Annotated in this window: 21 protein-coding genes; 11 read left to right on the top strand and 10 right to left on the bottom strand. The window is 60.8% G+C overall.

All coding sequences use genetic code 11. From position 1 onward, the window contains the following. Positions 1 to 31 precede the first annotated feature (31 nt). Together BV106_RS35205 and BV106_RS07180 are read left to right on the top strand one after the other, a co-directional pair. Entirely contained in the window at positions 32 to 2,686 is a 2,655-nt protein-coding gene (locus BV106_RS35205) for a hypothetical protein (protein WP_051945321.1), read from the top strand. Between the two features lie 36 nt (positions 2,687 to 2,722). Beyond that, positions 2,723 to 3,553, top strand: a complete 831-nt coding sequence (locus BV106_RS07180) for an MBL fold metallo-hydrolase (RefSeq protein ID WP_051945319.1) — start codon at positions 2,723 to 2,725, stop codon at positions 3,551 to 3,553. 16 nt (positions 3,554 to 3,569) lie between these two features. Here BV106_RS07180 and BV106_RS07175 read toward each other — a convergent pair whose 3' ends face one another. After that, a complete protein-coding gene (locus BV106_RS07175; RefSeq protein WP_051945317.1) occupies positions 3,570 to 4,376 on the bottom strand; it encodes a D-hexose-6-phosphate mutarotase in 807 nt (268 codons plus the stop codon). A 273-nt stretch (positions 4,377 to 4,649) separates the two neighbouring features. Between BV106_RS07175 and BV106_RS07170 the strand changes: the two genes are divergently transcribed. Then, complete coding sequence (locus BV106_RS07170; protein WP_265595420.1) at positions 4,650 to 5,075, top strand: Dabb family protein; 426 nt, start codon at positions 4,650 to 4,652, stop codon at positions 5,073 to 5,075. Positions 5,076 to 5,217: 142 nt separating this feature from the next. On the opposite strand, the gene BV106_RS07165 is transcribed toward BV106_RS07170, so the two are convergent. Both BV106_RS07165 and BV106_RS07160 read right to left on the bottom strand, forming a co-directional pair. Then, positions 5,218 to 6,264 carry a L,D-transpeptidase family protein gene (locus BV106_RS07165; RefSeq protein ID WP_051945315.1) on the bottom strand — a complete coding sequence of 349 codons (1,047 nt, stop codon included), beginning with the start codon at positions 6,262 to 6,264 and terminating at the stop codon, positions 5,218 to 5,220. Positions 6,265 to 6,345: 81 nt separating this feature from the next. Then, the gene (locus tag BV106_RS07160) at positions 6,346 to 7,881 is read right to left on the bottom strand and encodes a glycosyltransferase (RefSeq protein ID WP_038162605.1); all 1,536 of its coding nucleotides are present in this window, start codon (positions 7,879 to 7,881) and stop codon (positions 6,346 to 6,348) included. A gap of 118 nt (positions 7,882 to 7,999) precedes the next feature. Between BV106_RS07160 and BV106_RS07155 the strand changes: the two genes are divergently transcribed. Beyond that, a complete protein-coding gene (locus BV106_RS07155) occupies positions 8,000 to 9,052 on the top strand; it encodes a phytanoyl-CoA dioxygenase family protein (RefSeq protein WP_038162602.1) in 1,053 nt (350 codons plus the stop codon). A 37-nt stretch (positions 9,053 to 9,089) separates the two neighbouring features. Here the strand turns inward: BV106_RS07155 and BV106_RS07150 are convergent, their stop codons facing one another. Further along, positions 9,090 to 10,070 carry a glycosyltransferase gene (locus BV106_RS07150; protein ID WP_265595419.1) on the bottom strand — a complete coding sequence of 327 codons (981 nt, stop codon included), beginning with the start codon at positions 10,068 to 10,070 and terminating at the stop codon, positions 9,090 to 9,092. A gap of 238 nt (positions 10,071 to 10,308) precedes the next feature. Between BV106_RS07150 and BV106_RS07145 the strand changes: the two genes are divergently transcribed. From BV106_RS07145 to BV106_RS07125, 7 genes are all read left to right on the top strand, one after another. Continuing rightward, a complete protein-coding gene (locus BV106_RS07145; RefSeq protein ID WP_038162596.1) occupies positions 10,309 to 11,814 on the top strand; it encodes a carboxypeptidase M32 in 1,506 nt (501 codons plus the stop codon). 146 nt (positions 11,815 to 11,960) lie between these two features. Further along, positions 11,961 to 12,449: a hypothetical protein gene (locus BV106_RS38160; protein ID WP_265595418.1), complete on the top strand. Its 489-nt coding sequence runs from the start codon at positions 11,961 to 11,963 to the stop codon at positions 12,447 to 12,449. Further along, positions 12,406 to 13,251, top strand: coding sequence for a protein kinase (locus BV106_RS37120; protein WP_081891576.1), 846 nt, complete (start codon positions 12,406 to 12,408; stop codon positions 13,249 to 13,251). Before BV106_RS38160 ends, BV106_RS37120 begins: the two co-directional genes overlap by 44 nt. A 22-nt stretch (positions 13,252 to 13,273) precedes the next feature. Next, positions 13,274 to 14,434: a hypothetical protein gene (locus BV106_RS07140; protein ID WP_265595417.1), complete on the top strand. Its 1,161-nt coding sequence runs from the start codon at positions 13,274 to 13,276 to the stop codon at positions 14,432 to 14,434. Then, positions 14,428 to 14,988, top strand: a complete 561-nt coding sequence (locus BV106_RS07135) for a 3'-5' exonuclease (protein ID WP_038162590.1) — start codon at positions 14,428 to 14,430, stop codon at positions 14,986 to 14,988. The genes BV106_RS07140 and BV106_RS07135 overlap by 7 nt, the downstream gene beginning before the upstream one ends. Positions 14,989 to 15,048: 60 nt before the next feature. Further along, positions 15,049 to 15,711, top strand: coding sequence for a hypothetical protein (locus BV106_RS07130; RefSeq protein ID WP_051945312.1), 663 nt, complete (start codon positions 15,049 to 15,051; stop codon positions 15,709 to 15,711). Between the two features lie 721 nt (positions 15,712 to 16,432). Beyond that, positions 16,433 to 17,566 (top strand): DEAD/DEAH box helicase, encoded by a 1,134-nt coding sequence (locus tag BV106_RS07125; protein ID WP_038162630.1) that lies wholly within the window; start codon positions 16,433 to 16,435, stop codon positions 17,564 to 17,566. 741 nt (positions 17,567 to 18,307) lie between these two features. Here the strand turns inward: BV106_RS07125 and BV106_RS07120 are convergent. From BV106_RS07120 to BV106_RS35200, 6 genes are all read right to left on the bottom strand, one after another. Further along, on the bottom strand, positions 18,308 to 19,609 hold the full coding sequence (locus BV106_RS07120) for an alginate export family protein (protein WP_081891575.1): 1,302 nt from the start codon (positions 19,607 to 19,609) through the stop codon (positions 18,308 to 18,310). 28 nt (positions 19,610 to 19,637) lie between these two features. Then, positions 19,638 to 21,500, bottom strand: a complete 1,863-nt coding sequence (locus BV106_RS07115) for an amidohydrolase (RefSeq protein ID WP_038162584.1) — start codon at positions 21,498 to 21,500, stop codon at positions 19,638 to 19,640. Between the two features lie 37 nt (positions 21,501 to 21,537). After that, the gene (locus tag BV106_RS07110; protein WP_038162581.1) at positions 21,538 to 22,089 is read right to left on the bottom strand and encodes an antibiotic biosynthesis monooxygenase; all 552 of its coding nucleotides are present in this window, start codon (positions 22,087 to 22,089) and stop codon (positions 21,538 to 21,540) included. A 45-nt stretch (positions 22,090 to 22,134) separates the two neighbouring features. Further along, positions 22,135 to 22,812 (bottom strand): hydrolase, encoded by a 678-nt coding sequence (locus BV106_RS07105; RefSeq protein WP_038162578.1) that lies wholly within the window; start codon positions 22,810 to 22,812, stop codon positions 22,135 to 22,137. Between the two features lie 722 nt (positions 22,813 to 23,534). Beyond that, positions 23,535 to 24,185, bottom strand: coding sequence for a response regulator transcription factor (locus BV106_RS07100; RefSeq protein ID WP_038162575.1), 651 nt, complete (start codon positions 24,183 to 24,185; stop codon positions 23,535 to 23,537). Then, positions 24,182 to 26,174 (bottom strand): PAS domain-containing protein (locus tag BV106_RS35200; RefSeq protein WP_265595416.1); only part of this gene is annotated, 1,993 nt, incomplete at its 5' end. The genes BV106_RS35200 and BV106_RS07100, both read right to left, overlap by 4 nt.

Here is a 26,174-nt window from a genome sequence, read left to right as displayed (position 1 = left end):
CTTTAGTTTTCAGACTGAACCCTGCCTTCACATGACACCGCCCACCGGTTTCCGCCGCGCCGTCGCCGCACTCATCGCGTTGTGCCTCCTCCCTGCCTGGGGGCCGGTCCATGCCTCTGATCATGCCGACCCGCTGGACCTCAATGCGCTGAACCCGCCGAAGGATGGCGAACCGCGCATCACCGACCTCCACGTCTATCTGGACAAGGACCAGAACCCTGCCCTTCCCGAGGCAAAGAACCTCATCGTGAGCATCTGCGTCTTCCCCTCCATGGCGAGACTGGAAGAGGTGCCCAAGGACCAGGTGGACGCCCAGAAACAGAACCTCGTGATGGTGGGCACCCAGCTCCCGACCATGAACGGCGGTGACCCTGCGGCACCGAAGTACAAGCACACACAACCCCGACCGCTGAACCTGAAGAGCTACCGTTACAACATCTTCATGGACCTCAATGCGCAGCTCGGGTTCAACTCCGTGGCTGACCGCGAACGCTACGGAGCCACGATCCTGCAACCTGACGACATCTCCCCGGAGGTCGAGCTCCAGTTCACTCTGAACAACGATGGCGGCATGGACCCGGCCAACTTCAGAATCACCGGGCTGCCCGCGGGCCGGGCCGTGGTGAACGCTCCCTACCGGGACAAGGAGATCAACGTCCGCACCGGGGTGTTTGACGATCCCTTCATCTTCCCGCGCTTCTTCCGGACCAACATCATCGGCATCGTCGTGAGCATCCCGCTGGACCGGTTCGCGCCTCAACAGCGGAACTTCCTCGTCTGGGCCACCACGACCAAGGACGGGAAGCAGATCGACCACGTGGGCCGCTCCCAGCGCACCCAACTGCCCCGGTTCGATGGGCTCAACTTCCTGCCCCCCTCCAAGCATGTGGCCGATATCAACCGCCGCCACAACAACCCCACCATCCTGGAGGACTTCAACCGGACCTTCTTCTCCCCGCTCTTTGCCCGGCGACCCTATGATGCGATGCCGGACGTGCTCATCTTTTCCCGGAGCCAGCCCACCCGCTTTCCCAATGGTCGCGTGCTCTCGGATGACGTGGCGGCCCTCACAGCGATGGCGGGCGACACCCAGCTCTGGGAGGCCTCCTACACCGATGACAACCGCTACCCGCGCGTGACCATGAACGACGGGGAGTACCGCATCAATCCCGCCACGGGAGCCCCGCAGAGAAATCCCCAGGGGCAGCTGGAACAGTTTTCCCTGAAACCCTTTTCCAACGAGTTCCCCTACTTTGCCTCCCCGTGGCTGGTGGGGGAGAAGCCTGAGTACGCCCGCCCCCGGCTGGGCCGGCCCAACCTGACCAACAACACCTGGCGCATCTTCTGGCTCGTGGAGGTAGTGGGCCTGGTGGTATTGGGTGCCCTGCTCTTCTTTCTCGTACGTTCGCGGGTACTGCGAGGCTTCATCGCCCTGGTGGTGCTCTACACCCTCTGGAAGCTGGGAGGCGTGTATGCGGTCAACGATCCCATGATGCCGATGCAGGCCTCTTCAAAGCTCTGTCGGCTCATCGGCGGCGGGGGCGTGCTGGGGGCGCTGGTGCTGGGCATCTTCTATGCACTGGGCTGGCGACACGGCATCAAGCGCCCGCCTGCCGATGCCGCGCTGCCGGACAACAACCAGGACCTGACACTGCACGACCGCCAGTTCACCCGCTCCACCTTTGCCGAGGTGAAGAAGCAGCTCTTTGATCCCGCCCTGCGCGACGGTGCGAGCCAACAACCCTACTATCACACCTGGGGCGGGCCGAACGAGAAGCCCCTCCCCGTGTACTCCATCACCGCCGGCCGGCTGGTGACCAGTCTGCTCGCGGCCTCCCGCCGCACACTGCGCACACGGGCGGTGATGCGCTGGGGGGATGATCACAAGGGTTTCCGCCGTCTGCTCCACCCCAATGGCATCATCCTCTCCGGCGAGTGGAAGATCAACGACGCCCCGCCCGGGACGAACTACACGGGTTATTTCAAACCGGGCAGCCGAGCCCTCGCGCTCGCCCGCTACTCCACCACCGCCAAGGAAACGCACGCGGGCAAGTGGCGCTCCCTCGCGCTGGTGGCCAATCTCTACCCCACCACCGACCCCAACGACGCGGCGGCCTATCCCACGGCCAGCCTCATCACCCAGGAGGATCTGGGCGGCACCACCACCTACAGCATCCGCGAGGCCGTGCTGACGAACTCCCCACCTGTCACTCCATGGCGACGCGGCGCCGGCATCTTCAGCTTCATCATCACAGCGCTGAAGCTCTTGCGCGCAGACAAACAGCCGCTGGAGCGCCAGCTCTATGAAATCTCCGAGTTCACCACCGGTGCACCGGTGTCGAATCCGTCCTGCCCACGCTTCATCAAGCTCACCACCGCCAAAGGAACGGTCGAGGTGGGCGGTGAAGGAGTGGACTTCCGCGATGAGATCCTGGCCATCATGTACGACCGCGGCGACGCCACGCCCAAGCGACCGCTGGTGTTTGACGTGGCGGTCTCTGACGTGGGCGAGCGCTCCAACATCACCCAGCGCGTCCACGGGCAGAAGTGGACCACCATCGGCACGCTGACCTTCACAGAAGCGGTGGCCTCCTACAATGGCGACTACGTCTTCCATGTTCCGCATCCGCGCTGGCGGGATGATCGCAACGATCCGAAGTCCGTGGCCCGCGAAGACCTGCGCTGACCGCCCTCATTCCCACCCACCCCACTGCTGCCGCCCATGCAAGTGTCCATCACCCATCTCTCCACCGCCGGGGTGCTGCTGGAGATTGGCTCCTTGAGAATCGTCACCGATCCCGTGCTGGACACAGGCATGAGGCGCTACCCGGCGGGCCTGGGCCTGCATCTCACGCGCTACCGAGGCACCTCCCTCACCGCCGCGGAGCTGGGCCCGCTGGACGCCATCCTGCTGAGCCATCCGCATCATGTGGACAATCTGGACGACGGCGGCCGGGCCTTGTTCACCCAGACACGGGAGGTCATCACCAACCCCCACGGCAAGCACCATCTCAAGGGGGTGTCGAACGTCACCACGCTGGCAGACTGGAGCACCACCACGCTCTTTGGGCAGGATGGGTTCAAGCTCACCGTCACTGCCACCCCGGCCCTGCATGGGCCCCGGTGGCTGCCCGGCACCCGTCATGTGTCAGGCTTCGTGCTGCAGTGGGAGGGGCAGAAGCACGGCGTGCTCTACCTGTCTGGAGACACCGTCTTCTTCGACGGGATCCGGGAGGTGGCCAATCGGTTCGAGGTGCACACCGCCGTGTTGCACCTCGGTGGCGTGAACCTGTGGCCCCCGCTGCCGCCAGCGATCAAGTTCACGCTGACGGCCAAGCAGGCCGTTCAGACCATCCAGATGCTCACTCCGCGCCAGGTCATCCCCATCCACTACGAGCAGGCGGTGTGGGCGCACTTCAAGGAGGACATCTCCGCTTACGTCCAGGCCTTTCAGACTGCAGGCGTGGATCATCTGGTGCGCTGGATCCCAAACGCCTTTTCCTGGCCCGCCGCCGATGGTTCCGATGATCGCCGCTATGTGTTTGAGATTTGAGATCTGAAAATGGAGATCACTCCACCTCGATCTCCACAGCCAGACGCCAGGTCTCTCCCGCAGGCAGGGTCACGGCATCGTCCGCTGCGAAGCCGGTCTCCACGCAGGCAAAGTAGGGCCACTGGTCCTCCCCCAGATCTTTCAACGCCCGCGCTTTCTCCGTCCAGGGATTCCAGACAATGGTACTCTTCCATCCTTCCAGACCGGTGAGGCGGATCACGCGAGCCCCCTCGCGCAAAGTCAACGGTCCGGGTGAATCCACGAAAAGACGATCCGTCTCTTCAGCGAACACCAGGTCCCCTTGCTGAACCTTGCGACGAAAGCCTTCCGTCTGGTCCAGATAGGTCTTCCCATCCAGTCCCTCCACACTGGCCTGCTGCACATCCCCAAGAGCGAAATAGGAATGCAGTGCGGTTTCAAACGTGAACGGAAACTCGCCCGTGTTCTGCACCCGGAAGTCCATCAACAGCCCTTTCTTGAGCAGTTGCAGGCGATACGTCACCACAAAGGCGTGCGGCCACATCGCAAGCGTCTTCTCGTTGGACTCCAGCTCCAGCACCGCACAGTCACCTGCCGACTCCTTCAGCGTCCACACCGAGGTCCTGGCAAAGCCGTGCGAAGGCAGGTCAGGATTCGTCGCATGCGCATTGAACCACGGAAAACACACCGGAATCCCGCCGCGGATCGCCTTGCCCGACTCAAACACCGCCCGGGGACTGAGAAACAACACCGGCTTCCCATCAAGTTCCCACGTGGCAAGATGCGCCCCCTGCAGATGGAGCGTGGCTGTGGCGTTGGACCGGTGAAGGGTGAGCGTATTCATGTCAGGCGACGGAGCTGAAAAGGAAGCGAATCCCGTGCCGCAGGCAATCTACAATTATTTAACCACAGAGGCACAGGGAGCGCAGAGCAAAAATTAGGAATTAGGAATGAGTTGCCCAGCCCACAAGCGAGGGTCTTCGGATGATTCATTCATAATTCCTAATTCATCATTCCAAATCTTAGGAACTCCCTCTGTGCCTCTGTGGTTAAATTGATTTTAGGCTCCTGACATACTGTTGTCACCAGCCCGTTGCATACTGTGTCCATCATGAACATGAACACCCGTTTGCAGTCCCTCCAAAAGTCCTTCCTTGCGCTGATTCCCGTGATCGCGTTCACGTTGCTCATCTCCGCCGTGCCGGGATCTGACCCCGGCCCGTCCACCAAGGGCAAGATTCACCACACGGGCTACATCTGGCTGAAGGAGCCGGGGAACAAGGAGCATCAGCAGCGGATCATCGATGCGGCACACCGCTTCGCCGCCCAGATTCCCGAAGTCAAAGGCCTTTCCGTCGGTAAATCCGTGCCAAAAGGCAGCGCCCTCATGGACACCACCTTCGACATCAGCCTGACCATGCACTTCGACGACCAAGCCGCCATGGACCGCTACAACAAGCATCCCGTGCACGAGAAAGCCGCCAAGGAAGACTTCCTGCCGCTGTCAGCAAAGATCCTGTTCTACGACTTCGTCAGCGAATGAACCAAGCTTCCAAAAATTAGGAATGTTGAATTAGGAATTATGAATGAATTTCCTTGGGGGGGCAGCAGATCTAGTCTCCGTCGTGCCACCTCATCGCAGAAGCTCCATTTCTAATTCATAATTCATAATTCATAATTTTTTCCTACTGGATTCTCACTCTGACTCCCGCCGTCACCAGCGGTCTAAGTGCCGCAGCGTCCCAGTTGGAAAGGCGGATGCAGCCGTGGCTGCCGGAGCGGCCGATGGTTTCAGGAGTGGACGTGCCGTGGATGCCCACGCCGGGGCGGTTGAGTCCCATCCAAACGACGCCGACCGGGCTGTTCGGGCCGGGAGGCAGGTTGTAGAAGTTTTCCGTGCGCTCGCCGCGCTTCAGCACGCCCTCATCCCAGCGATACCAGGGAAAGGTGGTGATGCCGACGATCTTCCAGTCGCCTTGCGGGGCAGGATGTTCTGAGGATCCGGGGGTGATGGGGAAGGCGGCGATGAGGGGGCCGCCTTCCGCGTCATAGACCTCCAGCATCTTCACCCGCAGATCCACCACGATGAAACGATTCGCCAGCGCAGGGTCCTGCACCCGGGCGGTCTTGGAGGTGGCGGGAATCTCTGTGACAAACAACGGCCGGGCGACATTCGGCACTGTCAGGCTGGCACCCGCGGGTGCGGCGTCCACATTGACACCGGGGTTCAGTCTGGCAACAAAGGCCTTGGAGGTGTGGAACCGCTCCGCCAGCAGCTCCGTCAGTGACGTATAGGGCTGTGTCTTCTGAAGCACCACCACGGAGGGGCTGCCGCCCTGCACTCCAATCTTGCTCACATCATCCGCCGTGACGGTGTAGGTGGTGTACGCCTCAATCGAACCCAGATCCGGGAAGGCATCGCCCGCCAGACCGTGTGCGGTGTTGTAGCGGGCCAGAGCCTTCTTGGTGAACTCGCCTTCACGCCCGTCCACGATGCCGGGTCCAAAGGACTGGTTGTCGAGGTGGATTTGCAACTTGACCACATCATCCTGCACCATGTCCTCCGGACGCGGCGCCGTGGCCACACGGGGTGCAGTGGTGCTGCAGCTGGCGCTGATCAAAGTCCAGCCGGCGAGCAACGTCGCAGCCCACAGGCAGGGTGTGATTTTGGAGAGGCGATGGCCTGAAGCAGGAGCAGCGGTCAAGGAAGGGAGCGGAGAGCCTAAAGTCATGAGGGGGGTCTAGGGGGATAGAACGATGAACAGGCAAAAAACGAAGCCCGGCGGCTGGGTGCCGTCGGGCCTCAGGGTGAACTACGATCCGGACGGCGGTGCCGGTTGCATCACGTGCGGGGTGCGGGTGGTGGCGACGACGAGGCTGGCCTGGACGGTGACTGACTTCAGTGCGAGCCCGAGCTGGCGCGGGTCTTCGAGATTTCCTTGAACCGGAGGACAGAAGATGACCAACAGATCATCGTTCTCACCCGGCACAGGCCTGCGCCGGCCCTGACCATCCTTCGGTGCAAAGACCCAGTGCCCGGGCCGGGAGGCGTCTTTCTCGATTACGAGGGGGGTGCGGTTCCACCAGAGCCGGATCTCTCGTGCTTTCAGCGGGCGGGCCTCGATGAACTCCAGGGTGACCTGGGGCACCTGATCCATCGGCTTGAACCGCCAGAGGCTGATGGGCGCGGTCCATCGGAAGTCGGTGCCCTCATGGTGCTCCAGTGCATGACAGCCTGCCAGAAAGGCAGCATCCATCTCACCCACATGGCAGGGTTGGCTCGCCTCGATCCGGCGCGGCAAGGGGTGGGCCTCATCGCGCAGAGGTCCCTGTAGGGCGACTGAAAGGTCGCCATAGGTCTGCCACACCCTTTTGAAGATCGCATAGGCTGCCTCTTCACTGAGTCCGGGGTTCTTGAACTTAAGCCAGGTCGCGACAAACTTGAAAGCGATCCGGGGTACTTGCATCATCCGCTGCCAGAGCAGGAGACCTTTCCCGGGGATCGGCGGGAGATCCGCCATGTGGGCCATTTCCTTGCGGGTCACCAGATCCCGCACATGACGGCGCATCGCGTTGGAGGCGGCAAAGGCCTCCGCCAGGCCGGGATCCGCTTCGGCGCGGGAGATCGTTCCCCTCGCCACCTTGCGCGTGCGGGCGACCTCCCTCTCCTTTCTTCTGAACTCCCACACGTATCCCAGGAGCTCACCCATGTCGGTGGGATTGTAGTGCGTGATGGCGGCGTCGGGGGTGTAGCCCAGCGTCAGCCCCATCTCATGCAGTCTGGCCGCGAGCGTGGTTTCACCGTACCTGAGATGTCCCTTCGGGAATCCTCCCGCCGCAAGGTAAGCCGACTTCTTTACGAGCGTGCCCCGCTTGGTGAACTTCCTCCAGTCGCCCTCCTTCGTCCAGATCGCGGCGGCTTCCTCATACAGGATCGCCTCCATGCGGATCATGCGGTGCCTGTCCAGCGGTGTCGGCAGCGTACGCACACAGGCACCTGCCAGGTCATGCGTCTCGCTGTACCGGATCAGCGTGGCCAGGCACTCGGGCTCGGCCACACAGTGCGGTTCGGTGAACATGATCCAGGTCCCTTTGGCCGCCTGCACCCCGGCATGATACATGGCCATTTCATCCCGCGTCTTCAGCCGGATGATCTGGTCTTGCGGGCGCAGGATTGCTGGCACCTGACGCTCAAACCAGCGATGACGGCCCGAGGCGACCACGATCAGCTCAGTCTGGGCCCCTTCTGGCAAGGTCTGCTGGATCCAGCTCTCCAGGCACTCCACGGGCCTCTCTCTGGGGTACTCCAGAGTGGTCACGATGGAAACCAAGGGGGCGGGGGCGGTCATGCGCGCCCACTCAAAAAGCACTCCCTGCTTTCTGCAAGGCAAAACGGAGACACCCGCCCGCCGCTCCGGCGCACTTCCCGCTTGATCCTGACCCGGCCTCCCGGCAAAGGTTGGCCCCATGGAACCCTGCACCCATGCCCTAGAAGGCTCGCTGGTCATCACCCCGGCCGAGCTGGATGCAAAGGCCCTGTCCGCAGAGCACCTGCGCCAGGCCGCCCTCCTGCTCCATACGCGAGGGTACGTCATCCTGAAGGGGGCCATGCCCCTGCTGATCGCCCACGCGGCGCGGGACGAGTTTTCCCGCATTTTTCAAGACTGCGTGGCCAGCAAGGAGGGAGACGGCTGGTACCAGGTGGCCCGCGAGACCCAGGCGGTCTTCTGGGAGCGCAACTTCCGCTGGCGTATTTTCCCGAAACTGCGCGGCACCTTCAGCGATGCGTGGATCGTGGCCAACCCGCTGGCCATGCAGGTGGTGAACCATCTCCTGGGCAGTGAGCTCTACTGCAAGTTCGTCTCCAGCGATACCTGTCTGAAGGGCGCCGTCATCCAGTCTCCCCACCGCGAGCTCGGCAGCGGTGATCAATGGAGCCCCCGCGCCTATGTGGTGAATGTGCCGCTCGTCCACTGCGGGCTGGAAAACGGCCCGCTGGAGGTGTGGTACACCGGGAGCCATCTCTGGCGCAACGAGGTGCTGCGCGGTCTAAGCTATGATGATGATGTGCAGGACGGCCGCAACCCTCAAGCAGAGGAACTGGCCGACCTGTTCCCCTCCCGCCGGGTGGTGCTGGAGCTGGGCGATGTCTTGATCCGGGACCCTGGCCTGCTGCATCGGGGCACGGTGAATTTCACCGATGACCCACGCTCCATGCTCACCGTCTGCCTCATGCGGCAGGGCGAAAGCCACAGCTATGGGGAGGCCACCTACAGCCTGGATCGTGAAATGTGGCAGGCGCTGGACCCAGCGGTGCAGCCGCTCTTTGCCCATGCTTTCCGCGAACCCGAGCCAGTCACGCCGGCTGAGCTGCCCGCACCGGCATCGGCCCCCACTCCGTCTCCTAGGGAGACCAAGAAGCCCGCCAAGGAAAAAGCCTCTGGCAACAAAAAGGAAAAGACCCAAAAGGCCAAACCCCGGCGCGGACTCCGGGCCTGGTGGCCCTGGACACGTGGTTAGAGGAAGAACTCCTGCGTCCTCATCCCGGCTGCCAGCCTTACGCTTGCGGCCGGCGGATCAGCAGCACCAGCGCCCCTTTCAGAAATCCCCACGCGTACCACAGCCGGATGAACCACGTGGGGCGCTCATTGCGGTACTTCACACACCCCAGCCAGAAGCGCCGGAGCACGGTCATCAGATCCTGCCAGGCCCACCCAACCGCCCTGGCGCGGTTGGCCAGGGTGAAGGGTTGGCGATCCCCCAGCAGTCGGAGATAGGCTTCTACTTCGCCAAAGCCCTGGTGCAGAGGGAGCAGATGCCGCAGGGGCATGCGCTCCTTGGGGATCCAGTGACGCAGCTTCAGATCGGGGCAATACCACATCGTCCCGCCCGTATTGCGGACGCGCAGTTGCACCTCCGTGTCCTCCCCGGCCATCAGCGACCGGCCCCGGCGACCGCTGAGATGCCCCAGTTCCAGGTAGCCGCTCTTCACCACGGCCTGCCGGTTCAAGACCAGGCCCGCCCCGCAGAATGCCCGCTTTCCTTCATCGGGCACCTGCATGGGTTCATCCCCCCAATCCTGCCGGGCCAGACTCTCCCCATAGGCCTCGCAAAGGGCTGAAGGAGGCTCCTCCCACAGCAGCACATTGCGTCCGCCGATGACTCCCACGTGAGGATGCTCCGTCACAAAGCGTGAGGCATGCACCAGCCAGTCGGCCTCCATCAAACAGTCATCGTCCACAAACACCACCCAGTCTCCCCGGCTGGCAGCGATCCCACTGCGGCGCGCATACGCCGTCCCCAGTCGGGGTTCGTGATGCAGCCTCAGTTCCGGTGTTTCACTGCCTCCTGCCGTCGCCAGGCTCCACTCGGCTTGCAGTCGCCGGATGAGTTCGCTCGTCCCGTCGTGGCTGGCATTGTCCACCACCAGCACCTCCCAGGTCACCCCGGCCGGACGCTCGAGCTTCATGAGTTCGCGTACACATCGCTCCACCAGAGGACGGCGATTGTGCGTGCAGATCATGAAGGTAAACAGCATGGGGGTGCGGCTCTTCGGTCTTTTTTTGTGCGGCGGCGCCCACACTGGACCAGCCCTGGCGCTCCTGCATGCAGGATCTCGTCATTTCCACCATCCCTGCACCCAGCCGTGCTCCGGCACCGATTGCATTTGGAAAAATCCATGCTGACGTTTAGGCTTCATCCACTTCCGGCGGGCCCAAAAAACACCCCTGCGACCCTCCTGGTTGACTGAATCACCGATTTACTGATCCACCGACATGCTCACCACCTCCACTTACGATCAACTGTGCACCGCCGCCCGTGAAGTCTCCCTGCTCCACGGAGCCTCCGCCGTGTTGGGCTGGGATCAGGAAACTTACATGCCGCCCAAGGGCGTGGAGCACCGCTCCCGCATCCTCGCCCAGTTGAGCGGGCAGGCGCATGAGCAGTTCACCTCCCGTCGTTTCCGGAACCTTCTGGAGAAGGCCGAGGACGAGGTGGACGATCAGGCCGCTGCCCGCACTTCCATCGTGAAGGCCAACATCGAGCAGCTGCGCCGGGAACTGGACCGTGCGCTGAAGCTCCCCAAGAAACTCGTGGAGCAGAACAGCCAGGCCATCTCGCTCGGTCAGGCCGCCTGGGCCAAAGCCCGCGCCGCCTCGGACTTCGCCTCCTTTGCCCCGCATCTGGAGCGCCTCGTGGGTCTCGCCCAAGAGATGGCCGCCCGCTGGGGCGGGAAGAACGAGCCCTATGACGCCCTGCTGGATCAGCATGAGCGCGATGCCACCGCGCAGGACATCGACAAGCTCTTCACCGCCCTCCGCCCCTCCGTGGCCAAGATTGCCAAGGATGCCGTAGCCCGCTCCGCAGCCGAGGCTCCCCCTCTGAAGGCCATGCTGGGCAACTGCCCGGTGGAGAAGCAGCAGATCCTGAACCGCGAGGTCGCCGAGGCCGTGGGCTTCGACTTCGACGCCGGCCGCATCGACACCACCTCGCACCCCTTCTGCTCCGGCTTCGGCCCCGGCGATGTGCGCCTCACCACCCGCTACGATGAGCGGGACTTCCTCTCCTCCCTCTTCGGCGTGCTGCATGAGACCGGTCACGGCCTCTATGACCAGGGCCTGCCCGAAGGCGAGTGGGGCCTGCCCTCCGGCAGCGCCGTCTCCCTCGGCATCCACGAGTCCCAGTCCCGCCTCTGGGAGAACCACGTGGGCCGCTCCCGCACCTTCTGGGAGCGCTGGTTCCCCCGCGCCGTGTCTCTCTTCCCGCACCTGAAAAAGCTCACACTCGACCAGTTCCTGCTGGGCGTGAACCGCGCCGAGTACTCCTTCATCCGCGTGGAGTCAGACGAGGCCACCTATGACCTCCACATCATGCTGCGCTTCAGCCTCGAGCGTCAGCTCTTCAGCGGCAAGCTGAAGGTGTCCGACATCCCTGATGCCTGGAACGCCGAGTTTGAGTCCTCCTTCGGCCTCACCCCGCCCAACGATGCCCACGGCTGCCTCCAGGACATCCACTGGTCCATGGGTGGCTTCGGTTATTTTCCCACCTACACCCTCGGCAACCTCAACGCCGCCCAGCTCTTCGCGGCAGCGATGAAACAACGCGCCATCAAGAACGCCACGACCAAGGCCGAGTACGCCCCGCTCCTGAAGTGGCTGCGCGACAACGTCCACGCCGCCGGCTCCTGCCTCTCCCCCGCCGAGCTCATGGAGCACGCCACCGGGAAGACGACAGAGTCAGGGCCTTATCTGAAGCATTTGAAGGCTCGGTTTGTGGGGTGATCCCAAGTTCTTCCTGGAAAAACGTTATTAATTCTGGAACTGCGTCCTCGAATCTGATTTGATACTAGGACGCAAGTCTCCCGATCAAAAACTGTTCACGGAAACATTGTAAAATTGTGCAAGAAGCTTCTTGTCCACCAAGGAGGATGTCGCCTGTCGCAAACAACTCGAAACCCAGGGAGTACAGCTCCGAAGCCTGTCTGGTTAGTGATCTTGAGGCCATCATCCGCAGCGGCACCGGCCCAGTTTTTTGTTCTTCCGTCGTCCCAGAGTTTGATTTTGTCTCAGGAAGAACGGATCTCGTAGGCCTAAATCCAGACTCGACCCTCCACGCGTTTGAAGCAAAACTTCAAAAATGGAAAAGAGCTCTAGAACAAGCGAGACGAAGCCGCAATTTCGCCCACTACTCATATGTCGTGCTTCCTCAATGTGCCGCCCAACCGGCATTGAAGGCCAGAGATGAATTTGTCCGTCAGGGAGTCGGTCTCGTCATTGTTGTGGAAAAAAAAGCTAGACTTGAAATTGTTCCGAAGCGAAAAGATCCGCTTATGCCTTGGTTAACGGCCAAGGCGCTTACCCGACTTTCTGACGATGGATCCAAACCACATCGCAGCAGCAGAAGAAGTGGCCCTTAAGCTGGGTCTAAAACTGATTTCCTTTTGCGGCGCTGGGGCATATAAAGTCACCTACAAAACTGCCACAGCTGAAGGCCAAATCGTAGCCCTTAAGCTGGCGGATCGATCCAAATGCACAAGAGAACGAACAGAGAGGGAGACTGAAGCACTTAAGAAATGCTCAAGTGAGTTTGTTGCAAAAGTCATCAGCGTCTCCGAACACACATCCGACAGAGGGACATTTGATGTAATTGTAGAGGAGTATCTTGATGGGGGCACGCTGGACGAAAGACTACTGACAGAAAAGCTTGGACGGCAAGACATTGTCGAGCTTCTGAAAGGGCTGGTTCACGCGCTGGCCGTACTACGAGAAGCCAGGCTTGTTCATCGCGACATTAAACCAACAAACGTGATGTTTAGAAGTGGGCATCACGCTCCTGTACTGGTGGATTTTGGCCTAGTAAGAGATTTATCCCAATCTTCCATGACAGTATCGTGGATGCCCAATGGACCAGGCACTCCATATTATTCGTCACCCGAACAGCTTAACAATGACAAAGCACTAATCGGCTGGCATTCCGATCAATTTTCAGTTGGCGTAATGATTGCAGAACTGATTCTAGATCGGCACCCCTTTCAATCGCTTTCTATGACCTCCGCTGAAGCAATTCAGTCTGTTGTGGATAGAAAATTCATACCTCCTTGTTCGGCTGCTGCTTTTGAGAAAATGCGTATGCGTTGCCTAGTTCAAATGCTCAAGCCATGGCCAGCACTCAGATACCAACGACCTGAAGATCTAATCAATGCAATAGAAATAGAATAGGAGCTTCAATATGGGAAGTTACATGCAGATGGGAGCGAATACCGCAGGCCTTGTTTCCGAAGAAGGGCTAGATGGCTATAGCGGCGTCATTCTCAGCCCGGTAAACCAATCACAAGCTGACCTAAGAGACCATGTCAGCAAGTTTTATGATAAAGGCGTAGCGGACATTCGACTTGACCCTCAACTTTACTCCCCGAAAGCCGCCTACCGTCACCTCCCGACCCACGACTATTTTCCTTCAGACATCGAGAGCCAGGAGATATCCACTACCTCTTGGTGGAAAAAATTAGGAAAGCAGGTAGCCAACTATGCGGCAATGGAAATTGGCTGCACAAGCGTGTGTTCGCCAGCAATACTTCCGAAGAAATGGACCGATGACTACTACCTCCGATGCTTTGAGGGCTACGAAAGCCTTACGGACTCGTTATCTACAACCAAATTGAAATCCATCTTGACCGTATGTGTGGGTTACGAACAGCTTTCTACCGCCGACGACGCCCTTCGCATCGGATCCCTTGTTGCTCAAACCAAAGCAGAAAATTGTTATTTGGTTATTGTATCCGACGTCGAGCCCAGACGTGAATTTTCTAGCGTGGAGAGCCTAAGCGCCATTCTGGCTCTTATTTACCTTCTCGAAAAAATGTCATGCAAGGTTACTGTATCTCATTGCGGTTCCGACATGATGTTATTTAAGTCCGCACAGGCGACAAATTGCGCAACGGGAAAATGGTGGAACCTCCGCAGATTTGCGAAGTCCAGATTCGAAGAGAGCGATGACGAAGGGCGTCAAATTGCCTACTGGTTCGAACACAAACTTGCAGCATCGATAAGGACCGCTGACATTCTCCTGCTCCAGCGCGACAGTCCCAAAAGCTTTGGATCCGATTTGTCGGTCAACTCGTTTGGAAATGCAATCCTGAGCCAATTTCAGTCCGAACCTGCAAACCCTTGGATTGGTTTGGGATGGCGCCAATATTTGCGCTGGTTCTATGACACGGAGTCCACGCTGAACAGTCCCGAATCCCTTGAGATAGTACGAGGTTGGCTTAAAGATGCAGAGCAAGAATGGGAACACATGGAAGACAAAGATGTAATACTTGAAGAGTCACGAAACGATGGTCGCTGGATACGTGCCTGGCGGAAGGCGTTGTCGGAGTTCACCAAAATCACAAAGGGATGGTAAGATTGACCTTCGATCAATCCACTCTGCTCATCATCGATCTCGAGGCCACCTGCTGCGATCGCGGTAAGGTGCCTCGGGATGAGATGGAAATCATCGAAATCGGGGCCGTGCTTCTGGACGGCAAGACCATGGAGACGGTGTCGGAGTTCTGCACCTTCATCAAACCGGTACGGCATCCGGTGCTGACGCCGTTCTGCACGAAGCTGACCACCATCACCCAGGCTGATGTCGATGGTGCGCCGGAATTTCCTGAAGCCCTGGCCAATCTCAAGGCCTGGCTGGAGCCTTATCCCGACTGCTTGTTTTCGTCATGGGGTGCTTATGACAAAGGCCAGTTCCAGCAGGACTGCGCCTTTCATGGTCTGCCCTACCCTTTCGCTGAAGCGCACCTGAACCTGAAGAAAGCCTTCGCCGAAGCCAAGGGGCTCAAGAAACGCCCCGGCATGGGTCAGGCCTTGGGTATGCTCGGGCTGGAACTGGAAGGCACGCATCATCGTGGGATCGATGATGCGCGGAACATGGCGAGGATTGTCAGGGGGCTCGGTAAGGGGTAAGTGGTGGCAAAGTGGAGGGATTTCTCCGTTCACCTGTATGTTTTGTGAGTACTTGTCGCTATGACAACTCTGCGCACATCTACCGGCCCAACCCGCGGCCAGTTGGAGATTCAGTTCGAGGTGGACGATGAAATTGCCGAGTCTGGAGGATGGTTGGTGGACTACCTCAACCACTCGATCCACACCGGAACACTATATCAGGCCGGAGAAACCATCCAGATCGGATGGATGATTGCATTACTGGATCACGGTGCCCTCACTGAAGAGTCCCCATGTCTTGAGCTCTGGGAGCCAGATTTTCAAACCGTTCCCATCCAATGGCAGCGAGGTTTGAATCAAACATTCAGGCACCTTGTCTTGCAGAGTTCGGTTTGTGAGTCACTCCAGTGCGAACCGATGTTTCCTGAGATTCGCTCTGCGGGAATTGTTTCACCAAGTTTTCCGCATAGCCAGCAATTTGCCATGTGGCGGGAAGAGACAAGCGGGTCAGACAGTGGCTGGATGTTTGATCACTTCACGCAAGACAGCAGCCAGGGTGAGTTCCAATCGCTGTACCACATTGTCCTGGCTAAGCCTGAGATCGTTCCCTTCCTTGCTCTGCCTGTGGGATCGTTGATCACTTGGAACGAAATCGGCGTGGTAGTTCAACTAGAGGAGAAACGAATCAGTTCTAGTGACGCCCCCGTGCTCGACGGATGGTTTCGCAAGCACACCTCGGCGTGATGAGTTCGGTGAGAAGTTGAATGTACTTCCAGTCTCGAAAGGCGCATGCATGTCAGATTAATAATGCACCTCACTTCGCCATGAAGCATCTCGCCACCCAGCGCGCTGTAGGGCAAGCGCTCCGCTTGCCGCGCGCCACCCCTGACGCAGCAGACCTCAGCTCACCCAAGCGCCCATCGCGCTGCATTCCTCCGCTCCCGAAGCCGGTTGGCACAACCGGACTACGCCGCAGGCGGCAGCTGAAAGTAGTGCAGAGTCCCGCATACGGGATCGGTATTGGAAGACGTGGGTAGCGCGACCGACGATCCCGTGACTGCGGGACTCTGCACTACTTTGCTCCGTCCCCGATTCGGTCGCCCTACAACCCGGGGCGGCGAAACATCAGGTGGAGCTAGAGGCCTCCCGGGACGTGCGCGTCGGAGCTCATCACAGACGGTCAGCCTCCATGGCACCCGCTCGCGCGACGCCTTCCTCCGCTCACCCGCGGGGCCGGAGACCCCGCCTCCTTTACTCTGCGGCCATTTCACCTTGTGGCTTGTCCCCAGCCCCGCTCAGTCGCCTCCCCCCCTCGCATCCGTCTCCCCCTGACCTCAGGTCTGATGTCTGGCGTCTGGCAGTCTGGTGTCTCCGGCGAAGCCGGACTGGCTTATTCCGCGCAACACGGTATAGTGACGGTTCCCCCGGCGATCCCGCCCTCCGAACTCTCCATTCCGCATTGATTTTGAAGACTTTCCAAGACCTCGGTATCTCCGAAGCACTCGTCCAGGGGCTCGAAGAGCTCGGCATCACCAAGCCCACGGCCATTCAACAGCAAACGATTCCGCACGTTTTGGCCCACCGCGGGGACTTGATTGCCCAGGCCCAGACGGGCACGGGGAAAACGGCCGCCTTTGGGCTGCCCATGCTGGAGCGGATCATTCCCCACGCCGCCAAGGCGAAGGCCGGGCAGATTGACGGCCTGATCGTGGCCCCGACCCGGGAACTGGCCAAACAGATCGGCAAGCAGCTCTTCAAGTTCACCAAGCATGTGCCGGACAAGATCTTCGTGGAGACGATCACAGGCGGGGACGACATGGACCTCCAGATTTCCCGGCTGCGCCGCCCCACGCACATCGTCGTGGGCACCCCCGGCCGCCTTATGGACCTCGTGCAGCGGGAGGCTCTGAACCTCTCCAAGGTGCGCTACCTGGTGCTGGATGAAGCCGACGAAATGCTCAGCCTGGGTTTCAAAAAGGAACTCGAGCAGTTCTTCCAGCTCACCGCCAAGTCCCGCAAGAACACCTGGCTTTTCTCCGCCACCATCCCCGAGGGCATTCAGGAGCTGATCGAGGGTTACATGGAGCCCGAGGCGCACCGGATCACGATCGACAAGGCGCATGTCGTGAACCGCGACATCACCCACCGCTACATCATCTGTGACCGCACGGAGAAGCTGGATCGCATCTCAGAATTCCTCGAAGACCGCACGGAAGACCGCGGCGTCATCTTCTGCCGCACCATCGCGGGCTCCATCAACCTGGCCAAGGAACTCGGGACCCGGAACTTCTCCGTGGGCGTGCTTCACGGCGACCTCTCCCAGCTGGAGCGCGACAAGGTGATGCGCGCCTTCAAGAAAGAACGTCTCCAGTACCTGGTGACCACGGATGTGTCCGCCCGCGGCATCGACGTGGTGGGCCTCGCCTTCGTCATTCACCACCAGCTCCCGGAGCAGACGGAATACTACACCCACCGCAGTGGTCGTACCGGCCGGGCGGGACGCAAGGGTATGTCGCTCGCTTTCATCGAACCCAAGGAAAAGTCCGCGATCACGCGTCTGGAGAATGAACTGGGCGTGGAGTTCTCTGAGCGGAAATAGTGGAGGAGGGAGTCAGAGGTGGGAGGGAATGAGGAAAGAACCACAGAGGCACAGAGGCTGATTTTTTAGACAGAATTAACGGAATTTACAGAATTGGGATTCCGCTTCGGCGCATGCACGTCAGGTTAATGGGTAGACCCTTTTTTAGGCGCGCATGCTCTGACGCCAAGGGCGTCAAACAAGATAGCCCAGGGTAAGGTGAGGCACGAGCCGCCACCCTGGGTATATGGGCAGGTGAACCAGAACTCCGAAGTGAGTTCTACAAACCGCGGCAGCATCCCTGAGGTGGCGACCGCTTCGCGGTTTGCCCCCGCGACTGCGCATGCGCATCAGGTCAAGAGTCTGATGCGTTCATTCGCCGATTCACGGCCGTGATGCCAAAGGATCCAAGGAGCGGCGGTTTGTGCTTGCACAACCGCCGGTGGTTGCCGGAGGAAGCGTGCTTCCAAATAAGAAGGCAGCGACAAGACCACATAAGGTGGTGGCTGTTTGGCGATCGAGCACTCCGTTTTCCCTCGGCGGTTGTGCAAGCACAAACCGACGCTCCTTGTGGGCGTCCGGCCTTGCTCAGCTGTGTAGCAAGTTGTCCGCCGCCCCTTTAACCTGACTCGCATACGCTTCGGCGGGTCTTGTTTGAGCTTGCTTCTGCAACGGGGCAAGCAGACTGCAGAGACCTTCTGAGACACGACGTCCTCATCCAACAGTTCCGAATTCTAATTCCGTAAATTCTGTTAATTCTGTCTAAAACTCCACCCTGAAGCTCGCCTGAAAGTAGTCTTCATTCCCCGCCCCGACTGACGTCAAAGAGTCCCCGGCTTCGTGGTGGGTGTAGCCCAGGAAGAGTTCGGTCTTCTCCGTCATCTTCCAGGTCAGCGCGGCATTGAAGGCGGTGCCGAGATAGCGTTCTCCATCTGGGGCTGGCCCGGCGAGGCGTTGCAGGGGCGGAGCATAGACATCGTCCTCCGCGCTGAAACGCCAGAGGAAGTTCACACCGAGTGACGCTTCCAGTTTCGGGTGCGGCTTGAAGCTGAGCACCGGGTTGAGGTTGTACAAATTGGAAGGCGAGAGAAAGCCGCCTTCGTTGAAGTAGTTGTTGGCCTGGAAGAGCGGGTGAAACGTGTGCAGATCTCCATCCGGACCGCCGCCAGAGATGAGGTCCGCCCGCAGCATGAGGGTGGGTTGCCAGGGAGTCTGGGTAAACTCATACCCCAGGCCCAGGCTGCCTGCACCGGCCACAATGTCCCGGTCCCCCACCCGCCCGAACTGGAAGATGAGCTCGGTGTTGTAGATCACCGGGCGGGTCTTGTTCCACCAGCGTGTGCCCACGGTGTGGCGCAGCTCACGCCCGCCTTCTCCATTGGGTTCAAGGAAAACAGAATCCTCATCGTGAAGCCCGATGTAATACAGGTCCACCGCATGCCCCTCCCCCAGGGGTGAAGGAAACACGCCATACACACTCCAGAACCGCACCCGTTCCGGATGCGAGGTGTTGTCGAAAGCCCCGTCCTCGATCTCAACCGGCGAGGCCACGAAGGCATCCACCTGATACGTGTCACCCCGCTTCCATGAAAGCAGCAGTGCATCATGCGCCAGACGCTGGTTGGCCCCTTCCCGCGCCGCCAGAAGCCGGCCAGAGCCATAGTAGAGCGTCTGTCGGCCCGCCTTGAAGGTCAGTGAATCCTCCTCCCCCCAGTGCAGGCGGTACTGCGCGTAGAGCTGGAGGAAATCCACTTCGTCCTGGTCCGGGGGAGCGAGCGGGGAATCCTTGCCCCACATCCGCCCCCAGGTGAATTCCGAAGCCAGCCGGAAGGTTTCCTCATAGTCCGCTGTGAGTAGCACCTGCACCCTCTGATGCACCCACGCGTCATCCTTGACCGGACCCAGCCCAAGGTCGAGGCCTTGGTAAGTCTCCTGCATGGTCCGGGCATGACCTGAGATCGACCCCGTCCAGCCGTCCAGCGGCCCCGCTGCGATTGCCGACACCCCTCCCAGACAAGTGACCGCGATCACGGCCATCCGAATGGGAGAGGTGCTGGATGACATGGGACACGTCCTGCTAGGGACTTGGGAACTAGAAGGCGAAGCAATCGCAACCCGAACCCCAGAAGGATCCAAAGGGGTTGCTCCCGCTGTCGGCCGTGCTGCTGATCGAGCGCGCCTGCGCCCGGCCGGTGCGGGCCGGATGCTCCAGCGGCAGCGGCACACCAGCGCGCGCGGCTTTCTTCACATCCAGCGGAGCGCCATAGCCACCGAAGACGCTGATGGGCGACCACTCTGGCAGCACAGGCAGCGGCCCGGGGGCATGCGGGCTGAACTCATCCCGTGCATGCACCACCTTCCCACCCACCACCGTGAGCACGGACTCAATGCCCTTGATGGCCTCATCCGGTACGCTGAAATAGTCGTCAGTGAGGACCACCAGATCCGCAAGCTGACCGGCTCTCAGTGCGCCCTTTTTCCCCACTTCCGTGGAGAACCAGGAACTGCCCTGCGTGTAGAGCCGCAGAGCCTCCTCCCGCGTCAGGCAGTTCTTCTCCGGATACAGGGCGGTGCCACCCACCGTGCGACCGGTGGTAAGCCAGTAGAGGGAGACCCAGGGATTGTAGCTGGCCACCCTCGTGGCATCTGTGCCAGCCCCCACAGGCAGACCCATCTCCAGCATGCGACGCACGGGCGGGGTGCGCTCCGCGGCGGCCTTGCCATAGCGGTCCAGGAAATACTCACCCTGGTAAGCCATGCGATGCTGGATGGCCACACCACCGCCAAGCGCTTTCACACGCTCCAAGTTTCGGTCGGAGATCGTCTCGCAATGGTCGAAGAACCAGTGGATGTCCCCAAAGGGAATCTCGCGGTTCACCTCCTCAAACACATTCAGGAAGCGGGAGATGCTCTCGTCATAGGTCGCATGCAGGCGGAAGGGCCAGTGATTGGCCGCCAGCAGGGAGACCACCTCCTTGAGCTCCGTCTCCAGTGTGGGAGCCAGGTCGGGACGAGGTTCCAGGAAATCTTCAAAGTCGGCGGCGGAGAACACGAGCATCTCACCAGCCCCGTTGCAGCGGTAGTAGTCATCGCCCACGCCGGGGCCGGTCATCTTGATCCAGCGGGCGAAGTCCTCTTTCTCCTCCTTGGGTTTCTGGGTGAAGAGATTGTAAGCCACTCGCAGGGTCAGCTCACCGCGCTTGTGGAGTTCATCAATGACGGCGTAGTCCTCCGGATAGTTCTGAAAGCCGCCGCCGGCGTCAATGATGCTGGTCAGGCCGAGCCGGTTGAGCTCCCGCAGGAAGTGGCGGGTGGAGTTGATCTGGTGCTCGGGCGGCAGCTTGGGCCCCTTCGCCAGCGTAGAATAGAGGATTGTCGCATTGGGCCGGGCAATGAGCAGACCGGTGGGGTTGCCATCCGCATCCCGCTGGATCTCCCCACCCGGAGGATTGGGCGTGTCCCGGGTGTAGCCGCAGGCGCGTAACGCGGCTTTGTTCAGCAGAGCCCGGCAGTAGAGATGCAGAATGAACACGGGCGTGTCCGGTGCCGCGGCATTCACCTCCTCCAGCGTGGGCATGCGTTTTTCCGCGAACTGAAACTCGCTCCAGCCGCCGACGATACGGACCCACTGCCCGGGAGGGGTGCGGGCGGCCTGGGTCTTCAGCATGCGCAGCCCGTCTGCCAGGGAGGGTACGCCGTCCCAGCGCAGCTCCATGTTGTAGTTCAACCCTCCGCGGATGACGTGCAGGTGGGAGTCGTTCAACCCCGGGATGACCCGGCGTCCCTGGAGGTCGATGACCTTGGTCTCAGGGCCTGCCGTGAAGTCACGGGCATTGTCCACGCCGACGATGCGACCGTCTTTGATGACCAGCTCCTTTGCCTCCGGATGTGAGGACTCCAGGGTGGTGATGCGGCCGTTGATGAGGATCAGATCCGGTGCCGGGGAAGCGCTCATGGCGAAAAGAGTTTGGGGGTATGGGAAATAGACGTTTTCAGTTCCGCCCGGGCGGATGAAGCCAGCGATGGGCCAGCTTCACCAGCAGGGGCATGGCCACCCACGCGAGGGTGGCGGTGATGCCGGCGGCGACCACGCCCGTCAGCAGGAGCTTGGGCAGGAAGCCGCCCAGCAGGGGAATCAGAAGACGGGGCACGATCATGCTCACCGGCCAGACAGCCACCCACGTGAGCAGGGCCATCTTCCACTTGGGCGGAGGTGGTCGGCCTGAAGGGTCCCGAAACCAGGCCTCCAGGCCGTGGAGGTCCCGGCACTCGGCCTCGCCCTCCACCAGCGGTCTCACGCTCTCCTGCCAGTTGAGGTAGAGGGGCGACGTGTAGAACGCCTCCCGGGCCTCTTGACTGGAGAAGGTGCGCAGAATGCCGTACTCGTTGGACCCCGAACCCGGAGCCGGATAGAGGAACTGCACGCCCCGGGTGCCCGGGGCATGGAGTGAGTCACGGGCAAACTCCGTCAGCGCCTTTTCAAAAGCGCTGACGTGTTCCGGCCGGACCCGGCGGGTGATGGCGACATGCACAGCGTCGTCCATAGTCCTGAAGTTCTCAGGTTAGGGGTGAATGAGTGGAGGGATCGATCAATGATGCGCGGAAGCGGGCACCACCTGCGGCTTGATGGCCGACTGCGGAGCCTTGTGCACCATGGTGTACGCGTACTCCACGCCCACGCCATAGGCGCCGCCCTGGCCTTTGATGAGGCCCATGAGGTTGTTGTAGTGCTCGCGCTTCGCCCAGTCGCGCTGCCACTCGAGCAGGGCGGGGATGGTGGTCACGCGCACCGCACCGGCCTGGACCATGCGGGAGAGGGCCGCCTCATGCGCCGCCGGGGAGGTGGCGCCGCAGCAGTCCTCAACGACGTAGATGTTATACCCTGCACCCAGCATCTCGATGGTGGGCCAGGTCACACAGACCTCCGTCCAGAGACCAGTCATGAGGATGTTCTTCTTCCCGGTGGCCTCGATGGCGGCGCGGAAGCCGGCATCATCCCAGGAGTTCATGGAGGTGCGTTCCACCACCGGCTGGCCGGGGAACACGTCCAGAAGCTGCGGCCAGACATAACCGCTGAAGGATTCCGTCTCCACCGCAGTGAGCACGGTGGGGATGTTGAACTCCTTGGCCACCTTGGCCAGAAGGGTCACGTTATTGATCAAAGTCGCACGATCAATGTTGGCGACGCCAAAGGTCATCTGCGGCTGGTGGTCGATGAAGACAACCGCGCTGTCCTCGGGCGTGAAGAGTTTGTGGTAGGGGCTCATGGCGTGTGGGATGTTTCCTATACCTTCCTTGGAAGCGGTGGATGAGCCTGCCGAGACCTGTCTCAGGCCTGCGCCATCCACCTCGTCTTGCAATGTCGGGTCTTGTCTTTTCCCCGGTCAGGGGAACGCACCGATCATCTCACCACGGGCACTTTTTGACCAGATGGCATGGGGATGATCTTTGCGAACGACAGGTGGATGGGGGTGGACTCATCCTTTTGGATGAGCTGGCAGAGGGAAGGAAGGATCAAAATTCAATCTTCAAACTCCAGGGGAGTGCGTGGTGGATACGAGGGCGAGGTGGAGATCACTCAATCATTCTCCCACAGGTGATTGGCCGCCATCCACCCAGCGCCAATGTAGTTGTCGACGTGAGGAGGCACTAGCTGAAGCTTCTATCGCGGGAGATTCACATCAGGTTGCCATAGCATACTTGGCGCGCCGGTCTGGCGGACACCTTGGCCATTTGATCCTCTTTCCCGCCACACCACCACATACCGGGAAATCAGTGCCTCCTTACGTCGACAACTACAACCGGTGTTGTTTGCCTCAAGGCAGAAGGTGTTGTCCATCTGCTATTGCGTCCGCACACACCCTGGTGACCGGTCAGAACGCCATCGACTTCACCCAAGAATCCCTCCGCTCCCGCTCCGACGGGGACCGTCGGACTACTCCCGCAGCGAGGCCTCAGTCCCACCACTTACCATTCACCTCTTACCGAACTAAACCCTCACCAATCCTTTCCGGCTCGCCACGGCGATTGCCTCGGTGCGGCTCAGGACATCGAGCTTGCTGAACAAGCTCCGCAAATGGGTCTTCACGGTGGGTTCGCTGATGCTCAAGGTGCTGGCGATCTCCTTGTTGCTCCGTCCCTTGGCCAGCAGCTCCAGCACCTCTTGCTCCCGGCGGGTGAGAGGTTCATTGCTGACGCTCGCGGCCAGCTTCTCCACCAGGGACGGCGCCAGGCAGGTTTCCCCGCGATGCACCCTCCGAATGGTGTCCACCAGCTCTTCCCGGGGGCCGTCTTTCAGCAGATAAGCCCGGGCGCCTGCTTTGACCGCGCGGTAGATTTCATTGTCGGTGTCACAAGTCGTGAGCACGATCACGCGGGCTGAATTGTCCAGCCGCCGGATCTCCTCGATCACCTCCACGCCGTCCAGGCCGGGCATGCGGATGTCCACCAGGGTCACATCCGGCCGATGCTCCTGCCAGAGCATCACCGCCTCAGTGCCGTCTGCCGCAGCAGCCACCACCTGCATGTCCTCGTTGCGGTTGATGATGACGGTGAGTCCCTCCAGGACGGTGACATGATCGTCCGCGATCAGCACGCGTATGCGCGAATCAGATCCGGTGCCGACAGGGGGTTGTTTCATGCAAACGTGCCGCTTTCCGCCTTGGGCCGCCCCAGACGGATGCTGATGGAAGTACCCCGCCCTGGCTTGCTGCGCAAGCAGAGACGTCCCCCCATGCCTTCCACCCGCTCACGAATTCCCGTCAGGCCAAAGCCATCGTGCTGCTGGTCTGGATCAAAACCCCGGCCATTGTCATGCAGGTGCAGACGGATCGCGGGGGTGGAAAAGATGAGCCGCCCCGTGAACCGGCTCGCCCCGGCGTGGCGGATGGCATTGGTCAGCACCTCCTGCCCGATCCGAAGGATATTTTCCTCGCACCGGTTGGGGATGTGGTAGGGATCGCCCCGCAGCGTCACCTCCGCCTGCAGGCCGGTGCCCTCTGTCATCTGTTTGAAGAGGGCGCTCAGAGCCTGCGGAAGGTCCTGCGCCTTGAGCGCCTGCGGTCGCATGGCGCGCACGGACCGCCGGGCATCTCGCAGCGTCTGCCGGGCCAGCTCCCGGGCGCGCTTCACATGAGGGTCCACATCCTCCATCAACCCACGGGCGGTCGCGTCTTCCGCCAGCTCCAGCTGCATGATGACGGCGGTGATTCCCTGGGCCAGGGTGTCATGCAGCTCCCGCGCCATGCGGTTGCGCTCCGCCAGCACCGCGAGCCGATGCCCCTCCTGCGTCAGGCGGATGAGCTGCAGTGCCAGCATCACCTGATGCGCGAGCGCCTGGGCCAGCTCGATCTCCTCTGTCTGAAATTGAGGCGGGCGCGTGAACCGGATGCTCAGGAAACCGGTGACACGACCGGCCAGGAGCATGGGCACCACCAGGGTCGATTGCACGCCCTGCTCCAGGAGCCGCTGGACCACAATCGGCACGTTCGGATTCTCCACCTCATCAGCATGCCAGGGGTACCACGGACCATCGGTGCCATCCAGTGTCTGCACGCGGATGTCTCCGCCGTTCCAGTCACCTGCCACACAGTTCTTGCCAGTGGCAAAGAAGTCCGTCCAGATGGGGTGAGGTTCTTCATCCTCCTTGTTGAGGGATTGAGGCTCCGATTCTTCCACGGTGGTGAGGTGCAGCTCACCACCCTCCCAGCTGGCCACCAGCTTCACCACGGCGGTTTCCTCGTTCTTCTGCCAGACGCCCAGGCTGTGGGCGTTCAGGGTCGAGGTGATAACACACAACACATGCGCCAGGAGCCGGTCGGGATTGGCCTCGCGCGAGACGGCGGAGAGCGTCTGGGTGAGCGCGCTGATCTGGCCGCGTGCCAGGTGTTCGGACTTGCGGCGTTCTTCCACATCCGTGTTCGTCCCGTACCACTTCACCACTTTCCCCTCCGCATCATAGAGCGGCACGCCGCGGAAAATAAACCATCGGCACGCCCCGCTGTGATGCCGGAGTCGCGCCTCAAAATCGCCCGCCACCCCCTCGGCGATGATGGACTTCCAATAAGTCACCAACCGGTCGAGATCGTCAGGATGAATGGCCGTCTGCCAGCCCCATCCAGACGCCTGATCCAATGTCAGGCCGGTGTAGTCCAGCCAGCGTTTGTTGAGGTACTCGATGCTCCCATCGGGCAGGGAGCTCCAGACCAGCCCTGGGATGGTATCGATGACCAGGCGCAGGTTGTCCTTGTTCCGCCGCAGCGTCTCCTCTGCCCGGCGACGTTCTTCAATCTCGCGGATCAGGGCCAGATTGGCCGCCTCAAGCTCGGCAGTGCGTTCCTCGATCCGCAGTCCCAGTCCATTGTTGAGCTGTGCCAGAGCCTCTTCCGCCCGCTTCCGTTCCGTGATGTCCAGCACTGATCCGATGAAGCGCACGGGCGCTCCCGCCTCATCAAAAAAGGCCTGTCCACGTGCCAGCACCCAGCGCCCCCCGGTTGCCTCCGGTCGCAGCGTGCGGTACTCCAGGGCGTAGCGGCCGCCATCCCGGCCCATCAGCGCCCCTTTCACCGCCGCGTCCACCATCTCCCGGTCTTCCGGATGCACGGCGGTGAGGAACATGTCATGCGTCACC

Source organism: Verrucomicrobium sp. BvORR106 (genome assembly GCF_000739655.1).
Classification (GTDB): domain Bacteria; phylum Verrucomicrobiota; class Verrucomicrobiia; order Verrucomicrobiales; family Verrucomicrobiaceae; genus Verrucomicrobium.
The sequence above is the reverse complement of the archived record's forward strand: the minus strand, read 5'-3'. Positions and strand labels throughout refer to the sequence as shown.

What these genes read in the sequence shown, in the direction of transcription:
- BV106_RS35205 (WP_051945321.1), top strand. Translation starts at nt 32, where the DNA reads ATGACACCGCCCACCGGTTTCCGCCGCGCCGTCGCCGCACTCATCGCG.
- BV106_RS07180 (WP_051945319.1), top strand. Translation starts at nt 2,723, where the DNA reads ATGCAAGTGTCCATCACCCATCTCTCCACCGCCGGGGTGCTGCTGGAG.
- BV106_RS07175 (WP_051945317.1), bottom strand. Translation starts at nt 4,376, where the DNA reads ATGAATACGCTCACCCTTCACCGGTCCAACGCCACAGCCACGCTCCAT.
- BV106_RS07170 (WP_265595420.1), top strand. Translation starts at nt 4,650, where the DNA reads ATGAACACCCGTTTGCAGTCCCTCCAAAAGTCCTTCCTTGCGCTGATT.
- BV106_RS07165 (WP_051945315.1), bottom strand. Translation starts at nt 6,264, where the DNA reads ATGACTTTAGGCTCTCCGCTCCCTTCCTTGACCGCTGCTCCTGCTTCA.
- BV106_RS07160 (WP_038162605.1), bottom strand. Translation starts at nt 7,881, where the DNA reads ATGACCGCCCCCGCCCCCTTGGTTTCCATCGTGACCACTCTGGAGTAC.
- BV106_RS07155 (WP_038162602.1), top strand. Translation starts at nt 8,000, where the DNA reads ATGGAACCCTGCACCCATGCCCTAGAAGGCTCGCTGGTCATCACCCCG.
- BV106_RS07150 (WP_265595419.1), bottom strand. Translation starts at nt 10,070, where the DNA reads ATGCTGTTTACCTTCATGATCTGCACGCACAATCGCCGTCCTCTGGTG.
- BV106_RS07145 (WP_038162596.1), top strand. Translation starts at nt 10,309, where the DNA reads ATGCTCACCACCTCCACTTACGATCAACTGTGCACCGCCGCCCGTGAA.
- BV106_RS38160 (WP_265595418.1), top strand. Translation starts at nt 11,961, where the DNA reads ATGTCGCCTGTCGCAAACAACTCGAAACCCAGGGAGTACAGCTCCGAA.
- BV106_RS37120 (WP_081891576.1), top strand. Translation starts at nt 12,406, where the DNA reads ATGGATCCAAACCACATCGCAGCAGCAGAAGAAGTGGCCCTTAAGCTG.
- BV106_RS07140 (WP_265595417.1), top strand. Translation starts at nt 13,274, where the DNA reads ATGCAGATGGGAGCGAATACCGCAGGCCTTGTTTCCGAAGAAGGGCTA.
- BV106_RS07135 (WP_038162590.1), top strand. Translation starts at nt 14,428, where the DNA reads ATGGTAAGATTGACCTTCGATCAATCCACTCTGCTCATCATCGATCTC.
- BV106_RS07130 (WP_051945312.1), top strand. Translation starts at nt 15,049, where the DNA reads ATGACAACTCTGCGCACATCTACCGGCCCAACCCGCGGCCAGTTGGAG.
- BV106_RS07120 (WP_081891575.1), bottom strand. Translation starts at nt 19,609, where the DNA reads ATGTCATCCAGCACCTCTCCCATTCGGATGGCCGTGATCGCGGTCACT.
- BV106_RS07115 (WP_038162584.1), bottom strand. Translation starts at nt 21,500, where the DNA reads ATGAGCGCTTCCCCGGCACCGGATCTGATCCTCATCAACGGCCGCATC.
- BV106_RS07110 (WP_038162581.1), bottom strand. Translation starts at nt 22,089, where the DNA reads ATGGACGACGCTGTGCATGTCGCCATCACCCGCCGGGTCCGGCCGGAA.
- BV106_RS07105 (WP_038162578.1), bottom strand. Translation starts at nt 22,812, where the DNA reads ATGAGCCCCTACCACAAACTCTTCACGCCCGAGGACAGCGCGGTTGTC.
- BV106_RS07100 (WP_038162575.1), bottom strand. Translation starts at nt 24,185, where the DNA reads ATGAAACAACCCCCTGTCGGCACCGGATCTGATTCGCGCATACGCGTG.